This window comes from Actinacidiphila oryziradicis (assembly GCF_005047355.1).
In the GTDB taxonomy this organism is placed as follows: Bacteria; Actinomycetota; Actinomycetes; order Streptomycetales; family Streptomycetaceae; genus Actinacidiphila; species Actinacidiphila oryziradicis.
Genome location: NZ_SUMC01000012.1, coordinates 31,300 through 48,419 on the forward strand (window position 1 = coordinate 31,300; position 17,120 = coordinate 48,419).

14 protein-coding genes are annotated in these 17,120 nt (G+C 69.6%); 13 read left to right on the forward strand and 1 reads right to left on the reverse strand.

The window, feature by feature from the left end; translation table 11 throughout:
* Window positions 1-142: 142 nt before the first annotated feature.
* The 9 genes from ftsW to FCI23_RS15340 all read left to right on the forward strand — a co-directional run bounded on the left by ftsW (window position 143) and on the right by FCI23_RS15340 (window position 8,764).
* Entirely contained in the window at window positions 143-1,465 is a 1,323-nt protein-coding gene (ftsW, locus tag FCI23_RS15300) for a putative lipid II flippase FtsW (RefSeq protein WP_211265339.1), read from the forward strand.
* 6 nt (window positions 1,466-1,471) lie between these two features.
* On the forward strand, window positions 1,472-2,566 hold the full coding sequence (murG, locus tag FCI23_RS15305) for an undecaprenyldiphospho-muramoylpentapeptide beta-N-acetylglucosaminyltransferase (RefSeq protein ID WP_136724435.1): 1,095 nt from the start codon (window positions 1,472-1,474) through the stop codon (window positions 2,564-2,566).
* A gap of 91 nt (window positions 2,567-2,657) precedes the next feature.
* Entirely contained in the window at window positions 2,658-3,416 is a 759-nt protein-coding gene (locus FCI23_RS15310; protein WP_136724436.1) for a cell division protein FtsQ/DivIB, read from the forward strand.
* A 234-nt stretch (window positions 3,417-3,650) separates the two neighbouring features.
* Window positions 3,651-4,877: a cell division protein FtsZ gene (gene ftsZ / locus FCI23_RS15315; RefSeq protein WP_136724437.1), complete on the forward strand. Its 1,227-nt coding sequence runs from the start codon at window positions 3,651-3,653 to the stop codon at window positions 4,875-4,877.
* A 13-nt stretch (window positions 4,878-4,890) separates the two neighbouring features.
* The gene (pgeF, locus tag FCI23_RS15320; protein WP_136724438.1) at window positions 4,891-5,673 is read left to right on the forward strand and encodes a peptidoglycan editing factor PgeF; all 783 of its coding nucleotides are present in this window, start codon (window positions 4,891-4,893) and stop codon (window positions 5,671-5,673) included.
* Window positions 5,670-6,416, forward strand: coding sequence for a YggS family pyridoxal phosphate-dependent enzyme (locus FCI23_RS15325; RefSeq protein ID WP_246143729.1), 747 nt, complete (start codon window positions 5,670-5,672; stop codon window positions 6,414-6,416). The genes pgeF and FCI23_RS15325 overlap by 4 nt, the downstream gene beginning before the upstream one ends.
* A 96-nt stretch (window positions 6,417-6,512) precedes the next feature.
* On the forward strand, window positions 6,513-7,109 hold the full coding sequence (locus FCI23_RS15330) for a cell division protein SepF (RefSeq protein ID WP_136724440.1): 597 nt from the start codon (window positions 6,513-6,515) through the stop codon (window positions 7,107-7,109).
* 70 nt (window positions 7,110-7,179) lie between these two features.
* Entirely contained in the window at window positions 7,180-7,467 is a 288-nt protein-coding gene (locus FCI23_RS15335) for a YggT family protein (protein ID WP_136724441.1), read from the forward strand.
* Between the two features lie 46 nt (window positions 7,468-7,513).
* Window positions 7,514-8,764, forward strand: a complete 1,251-nt coding sequence (locus FCI23_RS15340) for a DivIVA domain-containing protein (protein WP_136724442.1) — start codon at window positions 7,514-7,516, stop codon at window positions 8,762-8,764.
* Window positions 8,765-9,183: 419 nt separating this feature from the next.
* On the opposite strand, the gene ileS is transcribed toward FCI23_RS15340, so the two are convergent.
* Complete coding sequence (ileS, locus tag FCI23_RS15345; RefSeq protein ID WP_136724443.1) at window positions 9,184-12,318, reverse strand: isoleucine--tRNA ligase; 3,135 nt, start codon at window positions 12,316-12,318, stop codon at window positions 9,184-9,186.
* 561 nt (window positions 12,319-12,879) lie between these two features.
* On the opposite strand from ileS, the gene FCI23_RS15355 reads away from it, so the two are divergent.
* The 4 genes from FCI23_RS15355 (at window position 12,880) to FCI23_RS15370 (ending at window position 17,088) form a co-directional block, all read left to right on the forward strand.
* Complete coding sequence (locus FCI23_RS15355; RefSeq protein ID WP_136724444.1) at window positions 12,880-13,701, forward strand: TraR/DksA family transcriptional regulator; 822 nt, start codon at window positions 12,880-12,882, stop codon at window positions 13,699-13,701.
* Window positions 13,702-13,753: 52 nt separating this feature from the next.
* Entirely contained in the window at window positions 13,754-14,311 is a 558-nt protein-coding gene (lspA, locus tag FCI23_RS15360) for a signal peptidase II (protein WP_136724549.1), read from the forward strand.
* 133 nt (window positions 14,312-14,444) lie between these two features.
* Entirely contained in the window at window positions 14,445-15,380 is a 936-nt protein-coding gene (locus tag FCI23_RS15365) for an RluA family pseudouridine synthase (protein ID WP_136724445.1), read from the forward strand.
* Window positions 15,381-15,453: 73 nt separating this feature from the next.
* On the forward strand, window positions 15,454-17,088 hold the full coding sequence (locus tag FCI23_RS15370; RefSeq protein ID WP_136724446.1) for a Na+/H+ antiporter: 1,635 nt from the start codon (window positions 15,454-15,456) through the stop codon (window positions 17,086-17,088).
* Window positions 17,089-17,120 lie beyond the last annotated feature (32 nt).

Genomic DNA, 17,120 nt, shown 5'->3' on the forward strand with positions numbered 1-17,120 from the left:
GGCGCCGTTCGCCGCCGCCCTGGGGCGGGCGCTGCGCAGCCTCGTCCCCGTACGGCCGGCGCTCGCCGGGGCGGCGGCACCGGCACCGGCGCCCTACGACCGACCGGGGAAGCGCGCCGCAGGCACCGCGCTGCGCGAGCGGATGGCCGCCCGGCCCGCCGGGCCGCCCCGGCCGCGCGCCGGGGGGCGTAGCGGCCCCGTCGCCCCCAAACCTCCGCGCGGGAGCGCCCTGCGCGGCGCGCGCACCGTGTACGAGCGGGCCAAGCGGGCTTGGGACCGCCCGCTGACGGCTTACTACGTCATCCTGGGCAGCAGCCTGCTGATCACGGTGCTGGGCCTGGTGATGGTGTTCTCCGCGTCGCAGATCAAGGCGCTGGAGTACGGACTGCCGTCCACGTACTACTTCCGTAAGCAGCTCTTCGCGGCGTCGCTCGGCGGAGTACTGCTGCTCGTTGCCTCGCGGATGCCCGTCCGGCTGCACCGGACGTTCGCGTATCCGCTGCTGGCGGGCTGCTTCTTCCTCCTGGTCCTGGTCCAGATCCCCGGGATAGGGGAGACGGTCAACGGCAACCAGAACTGGCTCTATCTCGGCGGTCCGTTCCAGCTGCAGCCCAGCGAGTTCGCCAAGCTCGCACTCGCCCTGTGGGGCGCGGACCTGCTGGCGCGCAAGGACGAGAAGAAGCTGCTGGTGCACTGGAAGCACCTGCTGGTGCCCCTCGTGCCCGTGGCGTTCATGATCCTGGGCCTGATCATGCTCGGCGGCGACATGGGCACGACGATCATCCTCACCGCGATCCTCTTCGGCCTTCTGTGGATCGCGGGCGCCCCCACCCGGCTCTTCGCCGGGGTGCTGTCCGTGGCCGGGCTGATCGCGATCCTGCTGATCAAGACCAGCGGCAACCGGATGGGCCGGCTGGCCTGCATCGGAGCCACCGACGTCACGCCTTCGGGAGGCTGCTGGCAGGCGGTGCACGGGATCTACGCCCTCGCCTCGGGCGGATGGTTCGGTTCCGGTCTCGGCGCGAGTGTGGAAAAATGGGGCCAACTTCCCGAGCCCCACACAGACTTCATCTTTGCCGTGACCGGGGAGGAACTGGGTTTGGCAGGGACACTGTCAGTGCTGGCCCTCTTCGCGGCTCTAGGCTATGCGGGTATCCGCGTGGCAGGACGTACGGAGGACCCCTTCGTCAGGTATGCCGCGGGTGGCGTGACAACGTGGATCATGGCCCAGGCCGTGATCAACATCGGTGCGGTGCTCGGCCTGTTGCCGATCGCCGGTGTCCCGCTCCCGCTGTTCTCCTACGGAGGGTCGGCCCTTCTGCCGACCATGTTCGCGATCGGGTTGCTCATCGCCTTCGCGCGGAGCGAGCCCGCCGCGCGAGCGGCACTCGCCATACGGGCACCTGGGCTGATGACTCGGACAATGAGGCGGTTCGCCAGACGGCGGCCGTCCGGAGAGCGGTGAATTTCGGTGCATGTCGTACTCGCCGGCGGGGGGACCGCCGGCCACATCGAGCCCGCGCTCGCACTCGCAGATGCCCTGCGCAGGCAGGACCCGACTGTGGGGATCACAGCCCTCGGTACGGAGAAGGGCCTGGAGACCAGGCTCGTCCCAGAGCGTGGCTACGAGCTGGCGCTGATCCCCGCGGTCCCGCTGCCACGCAAACCCACCCCTGAGCTGATCACCGTCCCCGGACGGCTGCGCGGCACCATCAAGGCCGCCGAGCAGATCCTGGAGCGCACGAAGGCCGATGTGGTCGTCGGCTTCGGCGGCTATGTGGCGCTGCCCGGCTACCTCGCCGCCAAGCGCCTCGGCGTGCCGATCGTCGTCCACGAGGCCAACGCGCGTCCCGGCCTCGCCAACAAGATCGGCTCCCGTTACGCCGCCGCCGTCGCCGTCTCCACCCCGGACAGCAAGCTGCGCGACGCCCGCTACATCGGCATCCCGCTGCGTCGCTCCATCGCGACACTCGACCGCGCCGCCATGCGCCCCGAGGCCCGCGCCGCCTTCGGGCTGGACCAGAACCTGCCCACCCTCCTGGTCTCCGGCGGCTCCCAGGGGGCCCGCCGCCTCAACGAGGTCATCGCCACCGTCGCCCCGCGCCTCCAGCGGTCCGGCATCCAGATCCTGCACGCCGTCGGCCCCAAGAACGAGCTCCCGTACGCCGAGAACATGCCGGGCATGCCCCAGTACCTCCCGGTGCCCTACCTCGACCGTATGGACCTCGCCTACGCCGCAGCCGATATGATGCTCTGCCGCGCCGGCGCCATGACCGTCGCCGAGCTCTCCGCTGTCGGCCTGCCCGCCGCTTATGTCCCGCTCCCCATCGGCAACGGTGAGCAGCGGCTCAACGCACAGCCCGTGGTCAAGCACGGCGGCGGCCTCCTCGTCGACGACGCGGAACTCACCGCCGAGTGGGTCCTGGGCAGTGTCCTGCCGGTCCTCACCGACCCGCACCGGCTGTACGCCATGTCCCGCGCCGCCGCGGAGTTCGGCCGCCGCGACGCGGATGACCTGCTGGTCGGCATGGTGTACGAGGCGGTGGCCGCCCGGCGGGCACGATAGGGGTCCACTAGCTGCCCCGGCGGTGTTCCGCGCCCGCGCCGGGGGCGGAACCCCGCCGCCGCTGAGTCGAATACCCCTGGGAGGAAGGACCGTGGCCGCACCGACGACCGCTCCGGCGGAGCGTGGTTCTCTTCACCTGCCGCCGCCCGGCCCGCGCCGCCGCCGAGCCGTGCTGGCACTGCTCGCCGCGGTGACGGTACTGGCCGTGGCCGGCGGCTGGCTGGTTTACGGCTCGTCCTGGCTCGCCGTGACCCGGGTCGAGGTGACCGGCACCAGGGTGCTGACGCCCGGCCAGGTCCGGGGTGTCGCCGATGTGCGGCTGGGCGGTGCGCTCGCCTCGGTGGACACCGGTGCGATCGGGCGGCGGCTGCGGAAGGCGCTGCCACGGATCGGGTCCGTGGAGGTGGCGCGGTCGTGGCCGCACACGATTCGACTGAAAGTGACCGAGAGGACACCGTCCGCGCTTATCAAAAAGGACGGCAAGTTCATCGAAGTCGACCCTACCGGTGTACGCTACGCCACTTCCGTTACCGCCCCGAAGGGTGTTCCTCTGGTTGAATTGACCCTGAGTCAGTCGCCCAGTGTTCGGCTTTTCGGCACAAAACGACTGCTTCAGACCGCTGTCGAGGTGGCGGCGGATCTCCCCTCCGCCGTGCACAAGGCGGCCAGGTCGATCCGGGTGCGCAGCTACGACAACATCACCATCTTGCTGTCCGGCGGCCGGACCGTGATGTGGGGGAGTCGGGAGCGCGGCGGTGAGAAGGCCGTTGCGCTCACCGCGCTGATGAAAGCGGCGGGAGGTGCGAACCGTTTTGACGTCAGCGCCCCCTCGGCGCCGGCTGCTGAGTAGGTTCGAACCCGGGTTGGCCCCACCCAGGCGTGATCACATAGGGTCAAAAGAAAAACGGGAGGTTCGGCGTGTTCGTTGAACCTCGACCGCTTGTCGATTTAGTGTCCTGTCACAAAGAACGCGTGGGACAGACATACTGGTAACCCTAAACCTCAGGGTTAGGGTTCGGGACAGCACAGCGAGCGTACCGACCGTCCCTCAGGCATACGTAACTCGAGGCGAGAGGCCTTCGACGTGGCAGCACCGCAGAACTACCTCGCAGTCATCAAGGTTGTCGGCATTGGCGGCGGTGGCGTCAACGCCATCAACCGGATGATCGAGGTCGGTCTCAAGGGCGTCGAGTTCATCGCGATCAATACCGATGCGCAGGCCCTGCTGATGAGCGACGCAGACGTTAAGCTCGATGTCGGCCGTGAACTCACCCGCGGCCTGGGCGCCGGCGCGAACCCCGATGTCGGCCGCAAGGCCGCCGAGGACCACCGCGAGGAGATCGAAGAGGTGCTCAAGGGCGCCGACATGGTCTTCGTCACCGCGGGAGAGGGCGGTGGCACCGGCACCGGTGGCGCGCCGGTCGTCGCCAACATCGCGCGCTCCCTGGGCGCCCTGACGATCGGGGTGGTCACCCGCCCGTTCACCTTCGAGGGCCGCCGCCGGGCCAACCAGGCCGAGGACGGCATCGCCGGGCTGCGGGAAAACGTCGACACTTTGATCGTCATTCCCAATGACCGCCTGCTGTCCATCTCCGACCGTCAGGTGAGCGTCCTTGACGCATTCCGTTCCGCGGACCAAGTGCTGCTGTCGGGCGTCCAGGGCATCACCGACCTCATCACCACCCCCGGCCTCATCAACCTCGACTTCGCCGATGTGAAGTCCGTGATGTCCGAGGCGGGTTCGGCTCTCATGGGCATCGGATCCGCCCGCGGCGACGACCGCGCGGTCGCGGCGGCCGAGATGGCGATCTCCTCGCCGCTGCTGGAGGCATCCATCGACGGTGCCCGCGGCGTGCTGCTCTCCATCTCCGGCGGCTCCGACCTCGGACTGTTCGAGATCAACGAGTCCGCCCAGCTGGTCAGCGAAGCGGCCCACCCCGAGGCCAACATCATCTTCGGCGCCGTCATCGACGACGCTCTCGGCGACGAGGTCCGGGTCACCGTCATCGCCGCCGGCTTCGACGGCGGCCAGCCGCCCCCCAAGGGCAGCCGCGACAAGGTGCTCGGCTCCTACGGCAGCCGGGACGACTCGCCGTCCTCCGCCGCCCCGGTCCCGCCGCGGATCGAGCCCCTGCGCCCGGCGTACGGCGGCCTCGGCAGCGTCACCCAGGGGGAGCCGCGGCGGGAGGACGCCCAGGAGCCCGTCGCCGAGGTCCCGGTCGCCCAGATCCCCTCGCCGCAGGTGCCTCCGGCCCGTCCGTACCAGGACACCACGGCCGAGGAGCTGGACGTCCCGGACTTCCTCAAGTGAGAACCGGCCCCAAGTGATACGCCAGAGCAGCACACCGAGCGGCGCGCACTTCGCTTTCACCAACCGGTGGGGCGGGGTGAGCGCCGCTCCGTACGAGAGCCTCAACCTCGGCGGCCATGTCGGCGACGACCCCGCCGCCGTACGGGCCAACCGGGATCTCGCGGCCAAGTCGCTGGGCCTGGACCCGGAGCGGGTCGTCTGGATGAACCAGGTGCACGGCAATGATGTCGCCGTGGTCGCCGCCCCGCGGCGCGGCGCGCAGGCGCCGACCGCCGATGCCATCGTCACCACCCACCCCGGCGTGGCCCTCGCCGTGCTCACCGCCGACTGCGTCCCCGTACTGCTGGCCGATCCCGGGGCCGGGGTCGTCGCCGCCGCCCACGCGGGCCGCCCGGGCCTTGTCGCCGGGGTCGTCCCGGCCACCGTCGAGTCGATGGTCGGCCTCGGCGCCCGGCCGGAGCGGATCATCGCCGCCATCGGCCCCTCCGTCTGCGGCGGTTGCTACGAGGTGCCGGCCGCGATGCGCGACGAGGTCGCTGCGGCCGTCCCCGAGGCCCGCGCGACCACCGGCTGGGGCACTCCCTCGGTGGACGTGGCCGCCGGGGTACTTGCCCAACTCGCCCGGATCGGGGTGCCTGTGGGTGCTGCGACATCCCGGGGGGCGACCCCCGGCCCCCCGTGGAGATCCCATATCTGCACCATGGAGTCCGCGGATCACTTCTCGTACCGCCGGGAGCGCACCACAGGCCGGCTCGCGGGATACGTATGGCTGGACCTGGACAAGGAAACGCAGTGACAGATGAAACAGCCGGGACGGGGCAGACCGGTCGAAAGGCCGAACTGGCCCGGAATCTCGCAGTGGTCGAGAGGCGCATCGCCACCGCCTGCGCCGTCGCCGGTCGCAAGCGGGAGGAGGTGACCCTGATCGTGGTCACCAAGACCTACCCCGCCGATGATGTGAGGATCCTCTCGGAACTCGGCGTCCGTCAGGTCGCGGAGAACCGTGACCAGGATGCCGCACCAAAGGCTGCCGAGTGCGCGGATTTGCCGTTGACTTGGCACTTTGTGGGTCAACTGCAGACCAACAAGGTACGCTCCGTGATCAGTTACGCCGGTATTGTGCACTCTGTGGACCGGCTCCGGTTGGTCGATGCGCTCTCCGCCGGCGCGGTCCGGGCCGGGCGCGAGATCGGCGCCCTGGTCCAAGTGGCGCTCGACGCCGAGTCAGGAACGCGAAGCAGCAGGGGCGGAGCCGCCCCTGACACCGTCGGGGAGATCGCCGAAGCGATCGCGGCGGCGCCGGGGCTGCGGCTCGACGGCCTCATGACCGTCGCGCCACTGGCCGGACCGTATGCGGGCCAACCCCGCGCTGCCTTCGATCGGCTGACGGAAATCTCATCCTTGCTGCGCGAGGCCCATCCTGCTGCGAACATGGTCTCGGCAGGGATGAGTGCGGACCTTGAGGACGCCATCGCGGCAGGGGCGACACATGTGCGTATCGGTAGCGCGGTACTCGGAGTCCGTCCCGGGCTCGGGTAACGTCACCAAACAAGTCTGACCACAGCAAGGAATATGTTGTGGCGGTCGCCTCCCGAGGCGGCCGAGGATCACAACCCCGCTGAGAGGACGCAGAGCATGGCCGGCGCGATGCGCAAGATGGCGGTCTACCTCGGCCTCGTGGAGGACGACGGGTACGACGGCCCGGGATTCGACCCCGACGACGAGTTCGAACCGGAGCCGGAGCCGGAGCGCCCTCGCCGGACTCACCAGCCGCCCCAACACCAGCCGCATCAGCTGCACCAGACGCCACAGGACGAACCAGCGCGGATCGCGCACGTGCCGATCGCCCCTCGAGAACCGCGGATCGCCCCAGTGGCATCCATCACACAAGAACGTCATAGCCTGGAGAAGAACGTACCGGTGATCATGCCTAAGGTCGTGTCCGAACGAGAGCCGTACCGGATCACGACGCTCCACCCCCGGACGTACAACGAAGCCCGTACGATCGGGGAACACTTCCGAGAGGGAACCCCGGTGATCATGAATCTGACGGAGATGGACGACACGGACGCGAAGCGTCTTGTCGACTTCGCCGCCGGCCTGGTCTTCGGCCTCCACGGCAGTATCGAGAGGGTGACGCAGAAGGTGTTCCTGCTGTCGCCTGCTAACGTCGATGTCACGGCGGAGGACAAGGCCCGTATCGCCGAGGGCGGGTTCTTCAATCAGAGCTGAGTTACGCAAGTTGCGGCAAATCGGTCCAAAGGCCGATGAACGAGAACGAGCAGGGGAGAGGTAAGGCACGATGAGCGTCGCACTGCAGGTGCTGTACATCGCGCTGATGTGCTTCCTGATCGTGCTGATCTTCCGGTTGGTGATGGACTACGTCTTCCAGTTCGCCCGCTCATGGCAGCCTGCTAAGCCGATGGTTGTCATCCTGGAGGCCACCTACACTGTCACCGATCCGCCGCTCAAGCTTCTGCGGCGGTTCATTCCGCCGCTGCGTCTCGGGGGCGTGGCGCTCGACCTGTCCTTCTTCGTATTGATGATCATCGTGTACGTCCTGATTAGCATTGTGCAGGGTGCGATGTGAACGATGCGGGCTCCCGATATGCCGACGATCACGTTGAGGTGAAGAGATGCCGTTGACCCCCGAGGACGTTCGTAACAAGCAGTTCACGACCGTCCGCCTCCGAGAGGGCTATGACGAGGACGAGGTCGACGCCTTCCTCGACGAGGTAGAAGCCGAGCTGACCAGGCTCCTACGAGAAAACGAGGACCTGCGCGCGAAACTGGCCGCGGCCACCCGAGCCGCCGCCCAGAATCAGCAGCAGGGCATGCGCAAGCCCGACCAGCAGGATCGCGGCGGCGCTCCGGTGCCCGCTGCCATATCCGGCCCGCAGCCCGTACCGCCGCAGCAGATGGGCCCGCCCCAGCAGCAGGGCAGCGCCCTGCAGTTGCCGGCCGGTCCCAGCGCGATGGGCCAGGGCGGCCCTATGCAGCAGCAGGGCCCCGGTCCGATGGGCCAGGGCGGCCCCATGCAGCAGGGCCCGGGCCAGATGCAGCAGGGTCCCGGTCCGATGCAGCAGGGCGGCCCGATGGGCCAGGGCGGTCCCATGGGCCAAGGCGGTCCGATGGGCCAGGGTGGCCCGATGGGCGGCCCCATGCAGCAGGGCGGCCCCATGGGTCCCGGCCCGATGCAGCAGGGTGGCCCGATGGGTCATCAGGGCGGCCCGATGGGCGGACCCATGCAGCAGCAGGGTCCCGGCGGGGACAGCGCCGCACGCGTTCTTTCCCTTGCCCAGCAGACCGCCGACCAGGCGATCGCGGAGGCCCGTTCCGAGGCCAACAAGATCGTCGGCGAGGCGCGCAGCCGTGCCGAGGGACTTGAGCGTGACGCCCGGTCCAAGGCGGACGCCCTTGAGCGGGACGCCCAGGAGAAGCACCGCGTGGCCATGGGCTCGCTGGAGTCCGCCCGTGCCACGCTGGAGCGCAAGGTCGAGGATCTGCGCGGCTTCGAACGCGAGTACCGTACGCGTCTGAAGTCGTACCTGGAGAGCCAGCTCCGTCAGCTGGAGACCCAGGCCGACGATTCCCTCGCTCCTCCGCGCAGCGCTCCTCCGGCCCCCTCCCTGTCCTCCTCCACCATGGGCGGTTCCTCCTTCGGCAGCGGCATGGCCGCTGCCGGCGCAGGCACCATGGGCGGCGGTCAGTCCTACGGCGGCCAGAGCATCGGCCAGCAGGCCCCCGCGCCCACTTACGGCGGCCAGCAGCAGATGTCACCGGCCATGACCCAGCCCATGGCCCCGGTCCGCCCGCAGGGCCAGGTCCCCCTCCAGCAGGCGCCCACGCCCATGCGCGGGTTCCTCATCGACGAGGACGACAACTAGCCTGCGGCAAGCACAGCACCACCAAGGGCCGGGCCCCGGGGGATTACCCCGGGGCCCGGCCCTTTGCGGTTCCTTCCCCCCGTCCCGTGCAGGCCCCCGCCCGGGGGCGCGCTGGCGCGCGAGAGTGCCTGCGCATGGTGTGGTGCTGGGCACGTTTATCCCGCCGCGATGGCGAAGGCGGGGGACGATGTTTTCCGGCGGTGTCGATCTGGCCGTGCGGACGTGTTGGTGCGTGGTGTGGTACCGGGCACCTTTTCCCGCCGCGATGGTCAGAGACGGGACGGTGTTGTCCGGCGGTGTTGATCCGGCCGGGGCGTGGGCGCGTTGCGGGCGCAGCCGCGCCGGGACCGGGGCCAGGAATCTGGCCCCGGTCCCTCGGCGGGTGGGCGGGTGGGTGGGGGAAGGCCCGGCGCCGGGGGCTAACCGTGCTTGCGGAGCCGGAAGGTGAGGCCGAGGGTGTCGTCCGTGAAGGCGGCACCGTAGGCGTCGCTGCCGGGACCTTCCGAGAAGTCGAGGGCGAGGACCTCGTCCGCGACCAGCACCGAGTGCTCGCCCAGTGCGGCGGAGAGCTCGGGGTCCGTGGACTCCCAGCGCAGCGCGATGCGGTCGGCGACGTCGAGGCCGGAGTTCTTGCGGGCCTCCTGGATGAGGCGGATCGCGTCACGGGCGAGGCCGGCCCGGCGCAGGGCGGGGGTGATCTCCAGGTCGAGGGCGACGGTCGCGCCGGAGTCGGACGCGACGGACCAACCCTCGCGCGGGGTCTCGGTGATGATGACCTCGTCGGCGGAGAGGGCGACGGTCTCGCCGTCCACCACGACGGAAGCCGAACCGTCGCGCAGCGCCGCCGACAGCGTGGCGGCATCCGCTTCGGCGATGGTCTTCGCCACGGCCTGGACGCCCTTGCCGAAGCGCTTGCCGAGGGCACGGAAATTGGCCTTGGCCGTGGTGTCCACCAGCGAGCCGCCGACCTCGCTCAGCGAGGCGAGCTCGCTGACATTCAGCTCCTCGGCGATCTGGCCCCGCAGCTCCGCGCCCAGCGACTCGAACCCCGCGGCCGCGACCAGCGCACGCGACAGCGGCTGGCGGGTCTTGACGCCGGACTCGGCGCGGGTCGCCCGGCCGAGCTCCACCAGGCGGCGGACAAGTGCCATCTGGGCGGAGAGATCCGGGTTGATCAGCGCCTCGTCGGCGGTCGGCCACGACGACAGATGGACGGACTCCGGCGCTTCCGCTGTGACCGGCACGACCAGGTCCTGCCAGACCCGCTCCGTGATGAACGGCACCAGCGGCGCGAGCAGCCGGGTGACCGTCTCCAGCACCTCGTGCAGCGTCCGCAGCGCCGCCGCGTCGCCCTGCCAGAATCGGCGGCGCGACCGGCGCACGTACCAGTTGGACAGGTCGTCCACAAAGGCGGAGAGCAGCTTTCCGGCCCGCTGGGTGTCGTACGACTCCAGGGAGGCGGTGACATCCCGTACGAGCGTGTGGAGCTCGCCCAGCAGCCAGCGGTCCAGCAGCGGCCGGTCCGCCGGAAGCGGGTCGGCCGCGCTGGGCGCCCACTGCGACGTACGGGCGTAGAGCGCCTGGAAGGCGACCGTGTTCCAGTACGTGAGGAGGGTCTTGCGGACGACCTCCTGGATGGTGCCGTGGCCGACCCGCCGGGCCGCCCAGGGCGAGCCGCCGGCGGCCATGAACCAGCGCACCGCGTCGGCGCCGTGCTGTTCCATCAACGGGATGGGCTGCAGGATGTTGCCCAGATGCTTGGACATCTTCCGGCCGTCCTCGGCGAGGATGTGCCCCAGGCAGACCACGTTCTCGTACGCGTTCCGGTCGAAGACCACCGTGCCGACAGCCATCAGGGTGTAGAACCACCCACGCGTCTGGTCGATCGCCTCGGAGATGAACTGCGCGGGGTAGCTGCGCTCGAAGACCTCCTTGTTGTGGTACGGGTAGCCCCACTGGGCGAACGGCATCGACCCGGAGTCGTACCAGGCGTCGATGACCTCGGGCACCCGGACGGCCTCGGCGGAGCACTGCGGGCAGTCGAAGGTCACCGCGTCGATATAGGGGCGATGCGGGTCCAGGCCGCTCTGGTCGGTGCCGGTGAGCTCCGTCAGCTCGGCCAGCGAGCCGACAACAGTGAGGTGGTTCTCCTCACAGCGCCAGATCGGCAGCGGGGTGCCCCAGTAGCGGTTGCGGGAGAGCGCCCAGTCGACGTTGTTGTTCAGCCAGTCGCCGAAGCGGCCGTGCTTGACCGATTCCGGGTACCAGTTGGTGCGCTCGTTCTCGCGGAGCAGAGCGTCCTTGACGGCGGTGGTGCGGATGTACCAGGACGGCTGCGCGTAGTAGAGCAGCGCGGTGTGGCAGCGCCAGCAGTGCGGGTAGCTGTGCTCGTACGGCAGGTGCTTGAAGAGCACGCCGCGCGCCTGGAGGTCGGCGACGAGCTTCTCGTCGGCCTTCTTGAAGAACTCGCCGCCGACCAGGCCGACGGTCTCCTCGAAGGTGCCGTCCGGGCGGACCGGGTTGACCACCGGCAGGCCGTAGGCGCGGCAGGTCCTGAGGTCGTCCTCACCGAAGGCAGGGGACTGGTGGACCAGACCGGTGCCGTCCTCGGTGGTGACGTACTCGGCGTTGACGACATAGTGCGCGTCCGGGATCTCTACCAGCGAGAAGGGCCGCTCGTACTTCCAGCGCTCCATCTCCCGGCCGCTGAAGCTCTGGCCAGTGGTGGTCCAACCCTCACCGAGGGCCTTGCCGACCAGCGGCTCGGCGACGACCAGCTTCTCCTCGCCGTTGGTCGCGACGACATAGGTGACGTCCGGGTGGGCGGCGACGGCGGTGTTGGACACCAGGGTCCACGGGGTCGTCGTCCAGACCAGCAGCGCCGCCTCGCCTGCCAGCGGGCCTGAGGTCAGCGGGAAACGGACGAAGACCGACGGATCGACGATCGTCTCATAGCCCTGCGCCAGCTCGTGGTCCGACAGGCCGGTGCCGCAGCGCGGACACCACGGCGCGACGCGGTGGTCCTGGGTCAGCAGTCCCTTGTCGAAGATCTGCTTCAGCGACCACCAGACGCTTTCGATGTACTCCGGGTCCATGGTCCGGTAGGCGTCGTCAAGGTCGACCCAATAGCCCATCCGGGTGGTGAGCTCGGCGAAGGCGTCGGTGTGGCGGGTGACGGATTCGCGGCACTTCGCATTGAATTCGGCGATGCCGTACGCCTCGATGTCCTTCTTGCCGGAGAAGCCCAGCTCCTTCTCCACGGCGAGCTCCACCGGCAGACCGTGGCAGTCCCAGCCGGCCTTACGGGTGACATGGAAGCCCTGCATGGTCTTGAAGCGCGGGAAGACGTCCTTGAAGACCCGGGCCTCGATGTGGTGCGCCCCCGGCATGCCATTGGCGGTCGGCGGGCCCTCGTAGAAGACCCATTCGGGCCTGCCCTGGGACTGCTCCAGGGAACGGGCGAAGATCTTCTGCTCGTTCCAGCTATTGAGCACGTCATGCTCGAGCGCGGGCAGATCGACCTGTGCGGGTACCTGGCGGTACTGCGGCGTCATCGGTGGGGCCTCCGGCGGACGTATAACTGCTTCCGACGGAGGGACGAGAGCCGGTGCGCTGCCGCGCCGCTCCCGCGGTACCACCCTCCTTGGCTGCGGACGGGCTCGTCCGCAACCCCCTCATTGGGGCCGCGCTGCCGGTTCTACCAGCCGTACGGCGATACGGCCTTCTTCCGGCGGCTCCGGGGTGATCTTCACGTCGCGCACACCCCCGGGCTTCCACCGTCCCCGGGTCGCTCTCGGCTGCGTGCGGCGCTACTCGTCCCCATCCATGCCTGTCGCTGCGCCCAGTGTACGGGGGTGCCGGCGGCACTGTCGGCCCGTTTTCCGCCGCCCGGGAACTGCCGGCCGGGAGTGACCCGAATGGCCCGGTACCCCCGGCCCTACCGGTAAGTACCGGCATACCTGGCGGTGAGCTGGGCACAACGGATGCAGACCTGTCTCCCGAGCGGGCCTGGCGGGCGAATCAGGCGGCGTGCCCCGTTGCCGCGGGTCCGGAGTCGATTTATCGTTCCGGAACGATTCGCGAGCAAGATCACAATATGTGAAGGGGCCGCGGCCATGGTGGCGAAGAAGAGGACGGCGACAGCCGTCACGAACGCGCGGGCGACTGCCAAGAAGGCGTCCGCGCTCGCCGCGAAGGCCGCCAGGGCGCCTGCGGCGGCCAACGACAAGGCGGTCCCCGCCGCGCAGCCCGCAGGAGCGGAGAACCAAGCGGCCCTGGCCAAGAAGACAGCCCCGGCCAAGAAGACAGCCCCGGCCAAGAAGACACCGGCTCCGGCCGAGAAGACGGCGGAGCCAGCCGCCGGAAAAGCCGAGAAGGCCGCCGCACCCGCGGCAGCGCATCGCACCGCCAAGAAGACCGCGGCCAACAAGGACGCCGTCGCGAAGAAGATTGGAGCTAAGAAGGTGGCAGCGAAGAAGACGGTGGCCGGGACGGCCGCCCCTGTGGAGCCGGGGATTCCGACAGCGCGCGCGGCGGCCGCGCCGGAGGAGCTGGCCGTACGGCCTGGTGAGGAGCCATGGACCGCCGAGGAGGTGGAGGAGGCGCGAACCGGACTGCATGACGAGGTGCTGCGGTTGCGCGCGGAGATCGCGGCTTCCCAGGCCGCTGTGGCGGGCCTGCTGCGGGACTCCGGCGACGGGGCCGGCGACGACCAGGCCGACACCGGCACCAAGAACATCACCCGCGAGCACGAGATGTCGCTGGCGGCGAACGCCCGCGAGATGCAGATCCAGACCGAGCACGCGCTGGAACGGCTGGCGGCGGGCACGTACGGATTGTGCGAATCGTGCGGGAACGCGATCGGGAAGGCGCGGATGCAAGCGTTCCCGAGGGCCACGCTCTGCGTGGAGTGCAAGCAGAAACAGGAGCGCCGCTGACCCGCCCGTACGTGTGTGCCGTAACCTCGTCCTCGTCAGGAAGGGACGCACAATGGCGAACGCGGAGAGCGTGGAGAGCACCATCGGTACGCAGGAAGACGAGCCGCCCGTCATCACCCGGAACGGGACGCGGCGGATCCCGGTGCTGGTCGGGGTGGCGGCGCTGGCGTACGTCCTGGACCTGCTCAGCAAGATCTGGGTGGTGACCAGTCTGGAGGGCCGCGCGCCGATCGATGTGATCGGCAGCTACCTGCGGCTGGAAGCGATCCGCAACGGGGGCGCCGCCTTCGGCTTCGGGCAGGGGATGACCATCGTCTTCACGATCATCGCGGCCTCGGTGATCGTCGTGATCGCCCGGCTGGCACGGAAGCTGTACAGCCTGCCCTGGGCGATCGCGCTCGGACTGCTGCTCGGCGGGGCGTTCGGCAATCTCACGGACCGGGTCTTCCGTGCGCCCGGCTTCCTGCAGGGCCATGTCGTGGACTTCATCGCGCCGTCCCATTTCGCGGTCTTCAACCTTGCCGACTCGGCGATCGTCTGCGGCGGCATACTCATCGTGCTGCTCTCCTTCCGCGGCCTGGACCCCGACGGGACGATGCACAAGGACTGAGCGCCGGGGTGTGCTGCCGGCCGGCGAATGGGCGCAAGGGGGGCGCGGCGTCGCGGGCCGGGGGCCGTCGTCCGGCCGCGCTGTCGTCGTCCGGTCCGAGCCGTCCGCGGTGTCCGGCATACTCGTACTGGTGATGTCTACCCAGGTTCGATCCCTGCCCGTACCCGACGGCCTCGAAGGCGAACGCGTCGACGCCGCGATCGCCCGCATGTTCGGCTTTTCGCGGACCAAGGCGGCGGAGCTGGCCGCCGAGGGCAAGGTGCTGGTCGACGGGAGCGTCGCCGGGAAGTCCGACCGGGTCATCGCCGGCGCGTGGCTCGAGGTCGAGATGCCGGCCCCGCCGCGACCGGTGGAGATCGTCGCCGAGCCGGTGCCGGGCATGGGCATCGTGTACGAGGACGATCACGTCGTCGTCATCGACAAGCCCGTCGGGGTCGCCGCTCACCCCAGCCCCGGCTGGACCGGCACCACCGTCATCGGCGGCCTCGCCGCCGCCGGGTACCGGATCTCGACCTCCGGCGCCGCCGAGCGCCAGGGCATTGTGCACCGGCTCGACGTCGGCACCTCCGGGCTGATGGTCGTCGCCAAGTCGGAGATCGCGTACACGCTCCTCAAGCAGCAGTTCCGCGAGCGCACCGTGGACAAGCGCTACCACGCGCTGGTGCAGGGCCACCCGGACCCGATGAGCGGCACCATCGACGCTCCCATCGGGCGGCACCCCACCCACGACTACAAGTGGGCCGTCACCGCCGAGGGCAAGCCCAGCGTCACCCACTACGACCTCGTCGAGGCGTTCCGGTCGGCCTCGCTGCTCGACGTCAAGCTCGAGACGGGGCGCACCCACCAGATCCGGGTCCACATGGCCGCCCACCGCCACCCTTGCGTCGGCGACCTCACCTACGGCGCCGACCCGACGCTCGCCAAGCGGCTGAAGCTGGAGCGGCAGTGGCTGCATGCCGTCCGGCTCGGCTTCGAACACCCCGAGGACGGACGCTGGGTGGAGTTCGAGAGCAAGTACCCGGACGACCTGCGATTCGCTCTCGACATCGTGCGTGGGGAAAGCGCCTGACTCAGAGGCCGCGCGAATAGGTGGGCCCTCTTAGCGCCGCCGATCCGGGGCCCGCGCATGCGAGGCTGAGCATGTGGATCAACTCGCCCTCTTCTTTGTGCTCATGCTCGCGGCCATCGTCATGGTGCCGCTCGGTGAACGGCTGAAGCTGCCCTCGCCGGTGCTGATGACACTGCTTGGCGGCGTCATGGCGGCACTGCCGTTCGTACCGGACGTACAGATCCCGCCCGGACTGATCCTGCCGCTGGTGCTGCCGCCGCTGCTCTACGCCTCCGTGCAGCGCACCTCATGGCGGCAGTTCGCCAACAACAAGCGGTCGATCTTCCTGCTGGCCGTGGCACTGGTCTTCGTCACCACGGCGGCGGTCGCCGCGGTCGCCCAAGCGGTGGTGCCGGGTATCACCCTGGCCGCCGCGGTCGCGCTGGGCGCTCTGGTCGCGCCGCCGGACCCGGTGGCGGCGACCGCCGTGGCCGGGAGTCTGGGACTGCCCCGCCGGATGGTGTCGATCCTGGAGGGCGAGGGCCTGTTCAACGACGTCACCGCGATCGTGCTCTACAACGTGGCGATCACCGCCGCCGTCACCGGCACCTTCTCCTGGCCGCACGCCGTCGGCGAATTCGTCCTGTCCGCCGTGGTCGCCGTCGGGGTCGGGGTCGTGCTCGGCTGGGGCGCCAACAAGCTGATGGACATCGTCGACGACCCCACGCTCCAGATCGGGCTGACGCTACTGGTCCCCTTCGCCTCGTACGTCATCGCCGACCGCGCCCAGGGCTCCGGGGTGCTCGCGGTGCTCACCACCGCGCTCTTCCTCGCCGAGTACGCGACGGACGCCGACGACGTGAGGGGGCGGCTGGCCTCGAACACCTTCTGGCCGATTGTCGACACCCTTGTCACCGGGCTCGCCTTCGGTCTGATCGGCCTGGAGCTCCACAATGTCTTCGACGTCGGGTCCGGCCGCTGGGGTTCGATGCTCGCCCACGCCGGGATCATCGTCGGTGTGGTCGTCGGCGTACGGCTGCTGTGGCTGTTGCCGGCCGCCTCCCTGCTGGCCCGGCGGCTGAAGCGCGAGCACCGTGAGCGGCTCGAGGAGCGCGAACGCGATGGCCAGGACGACCGCGCAGAAGACCAGGACATCCCCATGACCTGGCGGGAGACCGCCGTCATGTGGTGGGCCGGCATGCGCGGGGTGGCGTCCGTCGCGCTGGCGCTGGCGATCCCGCTCACGACACACAACCACGCGCCCTTCCCGGCCCGGGACGAGGTGCTTTTCATCGCGTTCGCGGTGGTGCTGAGCACCTTGGTGCTACAGGGGCTCACCCTGCCGTGGATGGTCAAACGCCTCGGCGTACGCAGCGACATCGGGCTGGAGCACGACCTGGAACGGATGCTGGCCCTGCGGGCGATGATGGCCGCCAAGCTCCGGCTGAAGGAGATCGAGACGGTCGAGACGTTCTCCGACGAGCTGTCCGAGCTCCTGCACCGCCGGGCCTTCGATGTCGGGGCGCGGATCTGCCCCGACATCGTCACCGAGGAGCGGCGCGAGACCCATGGCCAGCATGTGAAGCGGATGCGGAAGATCCGCCAAGTCCAGAACGAGATGCTTTCCGCCGCGCGGCACGAGGTGCTGTCGGCGCGCAGCGAGGCGGGGTACGACCCGGAGATCGTCGACCGGGTGCTGCGTCAGCTGGATGTACGCAGCCTGCGGTAGTGCTCGCGGCCGCGGCACGCCTGCCATCGGGT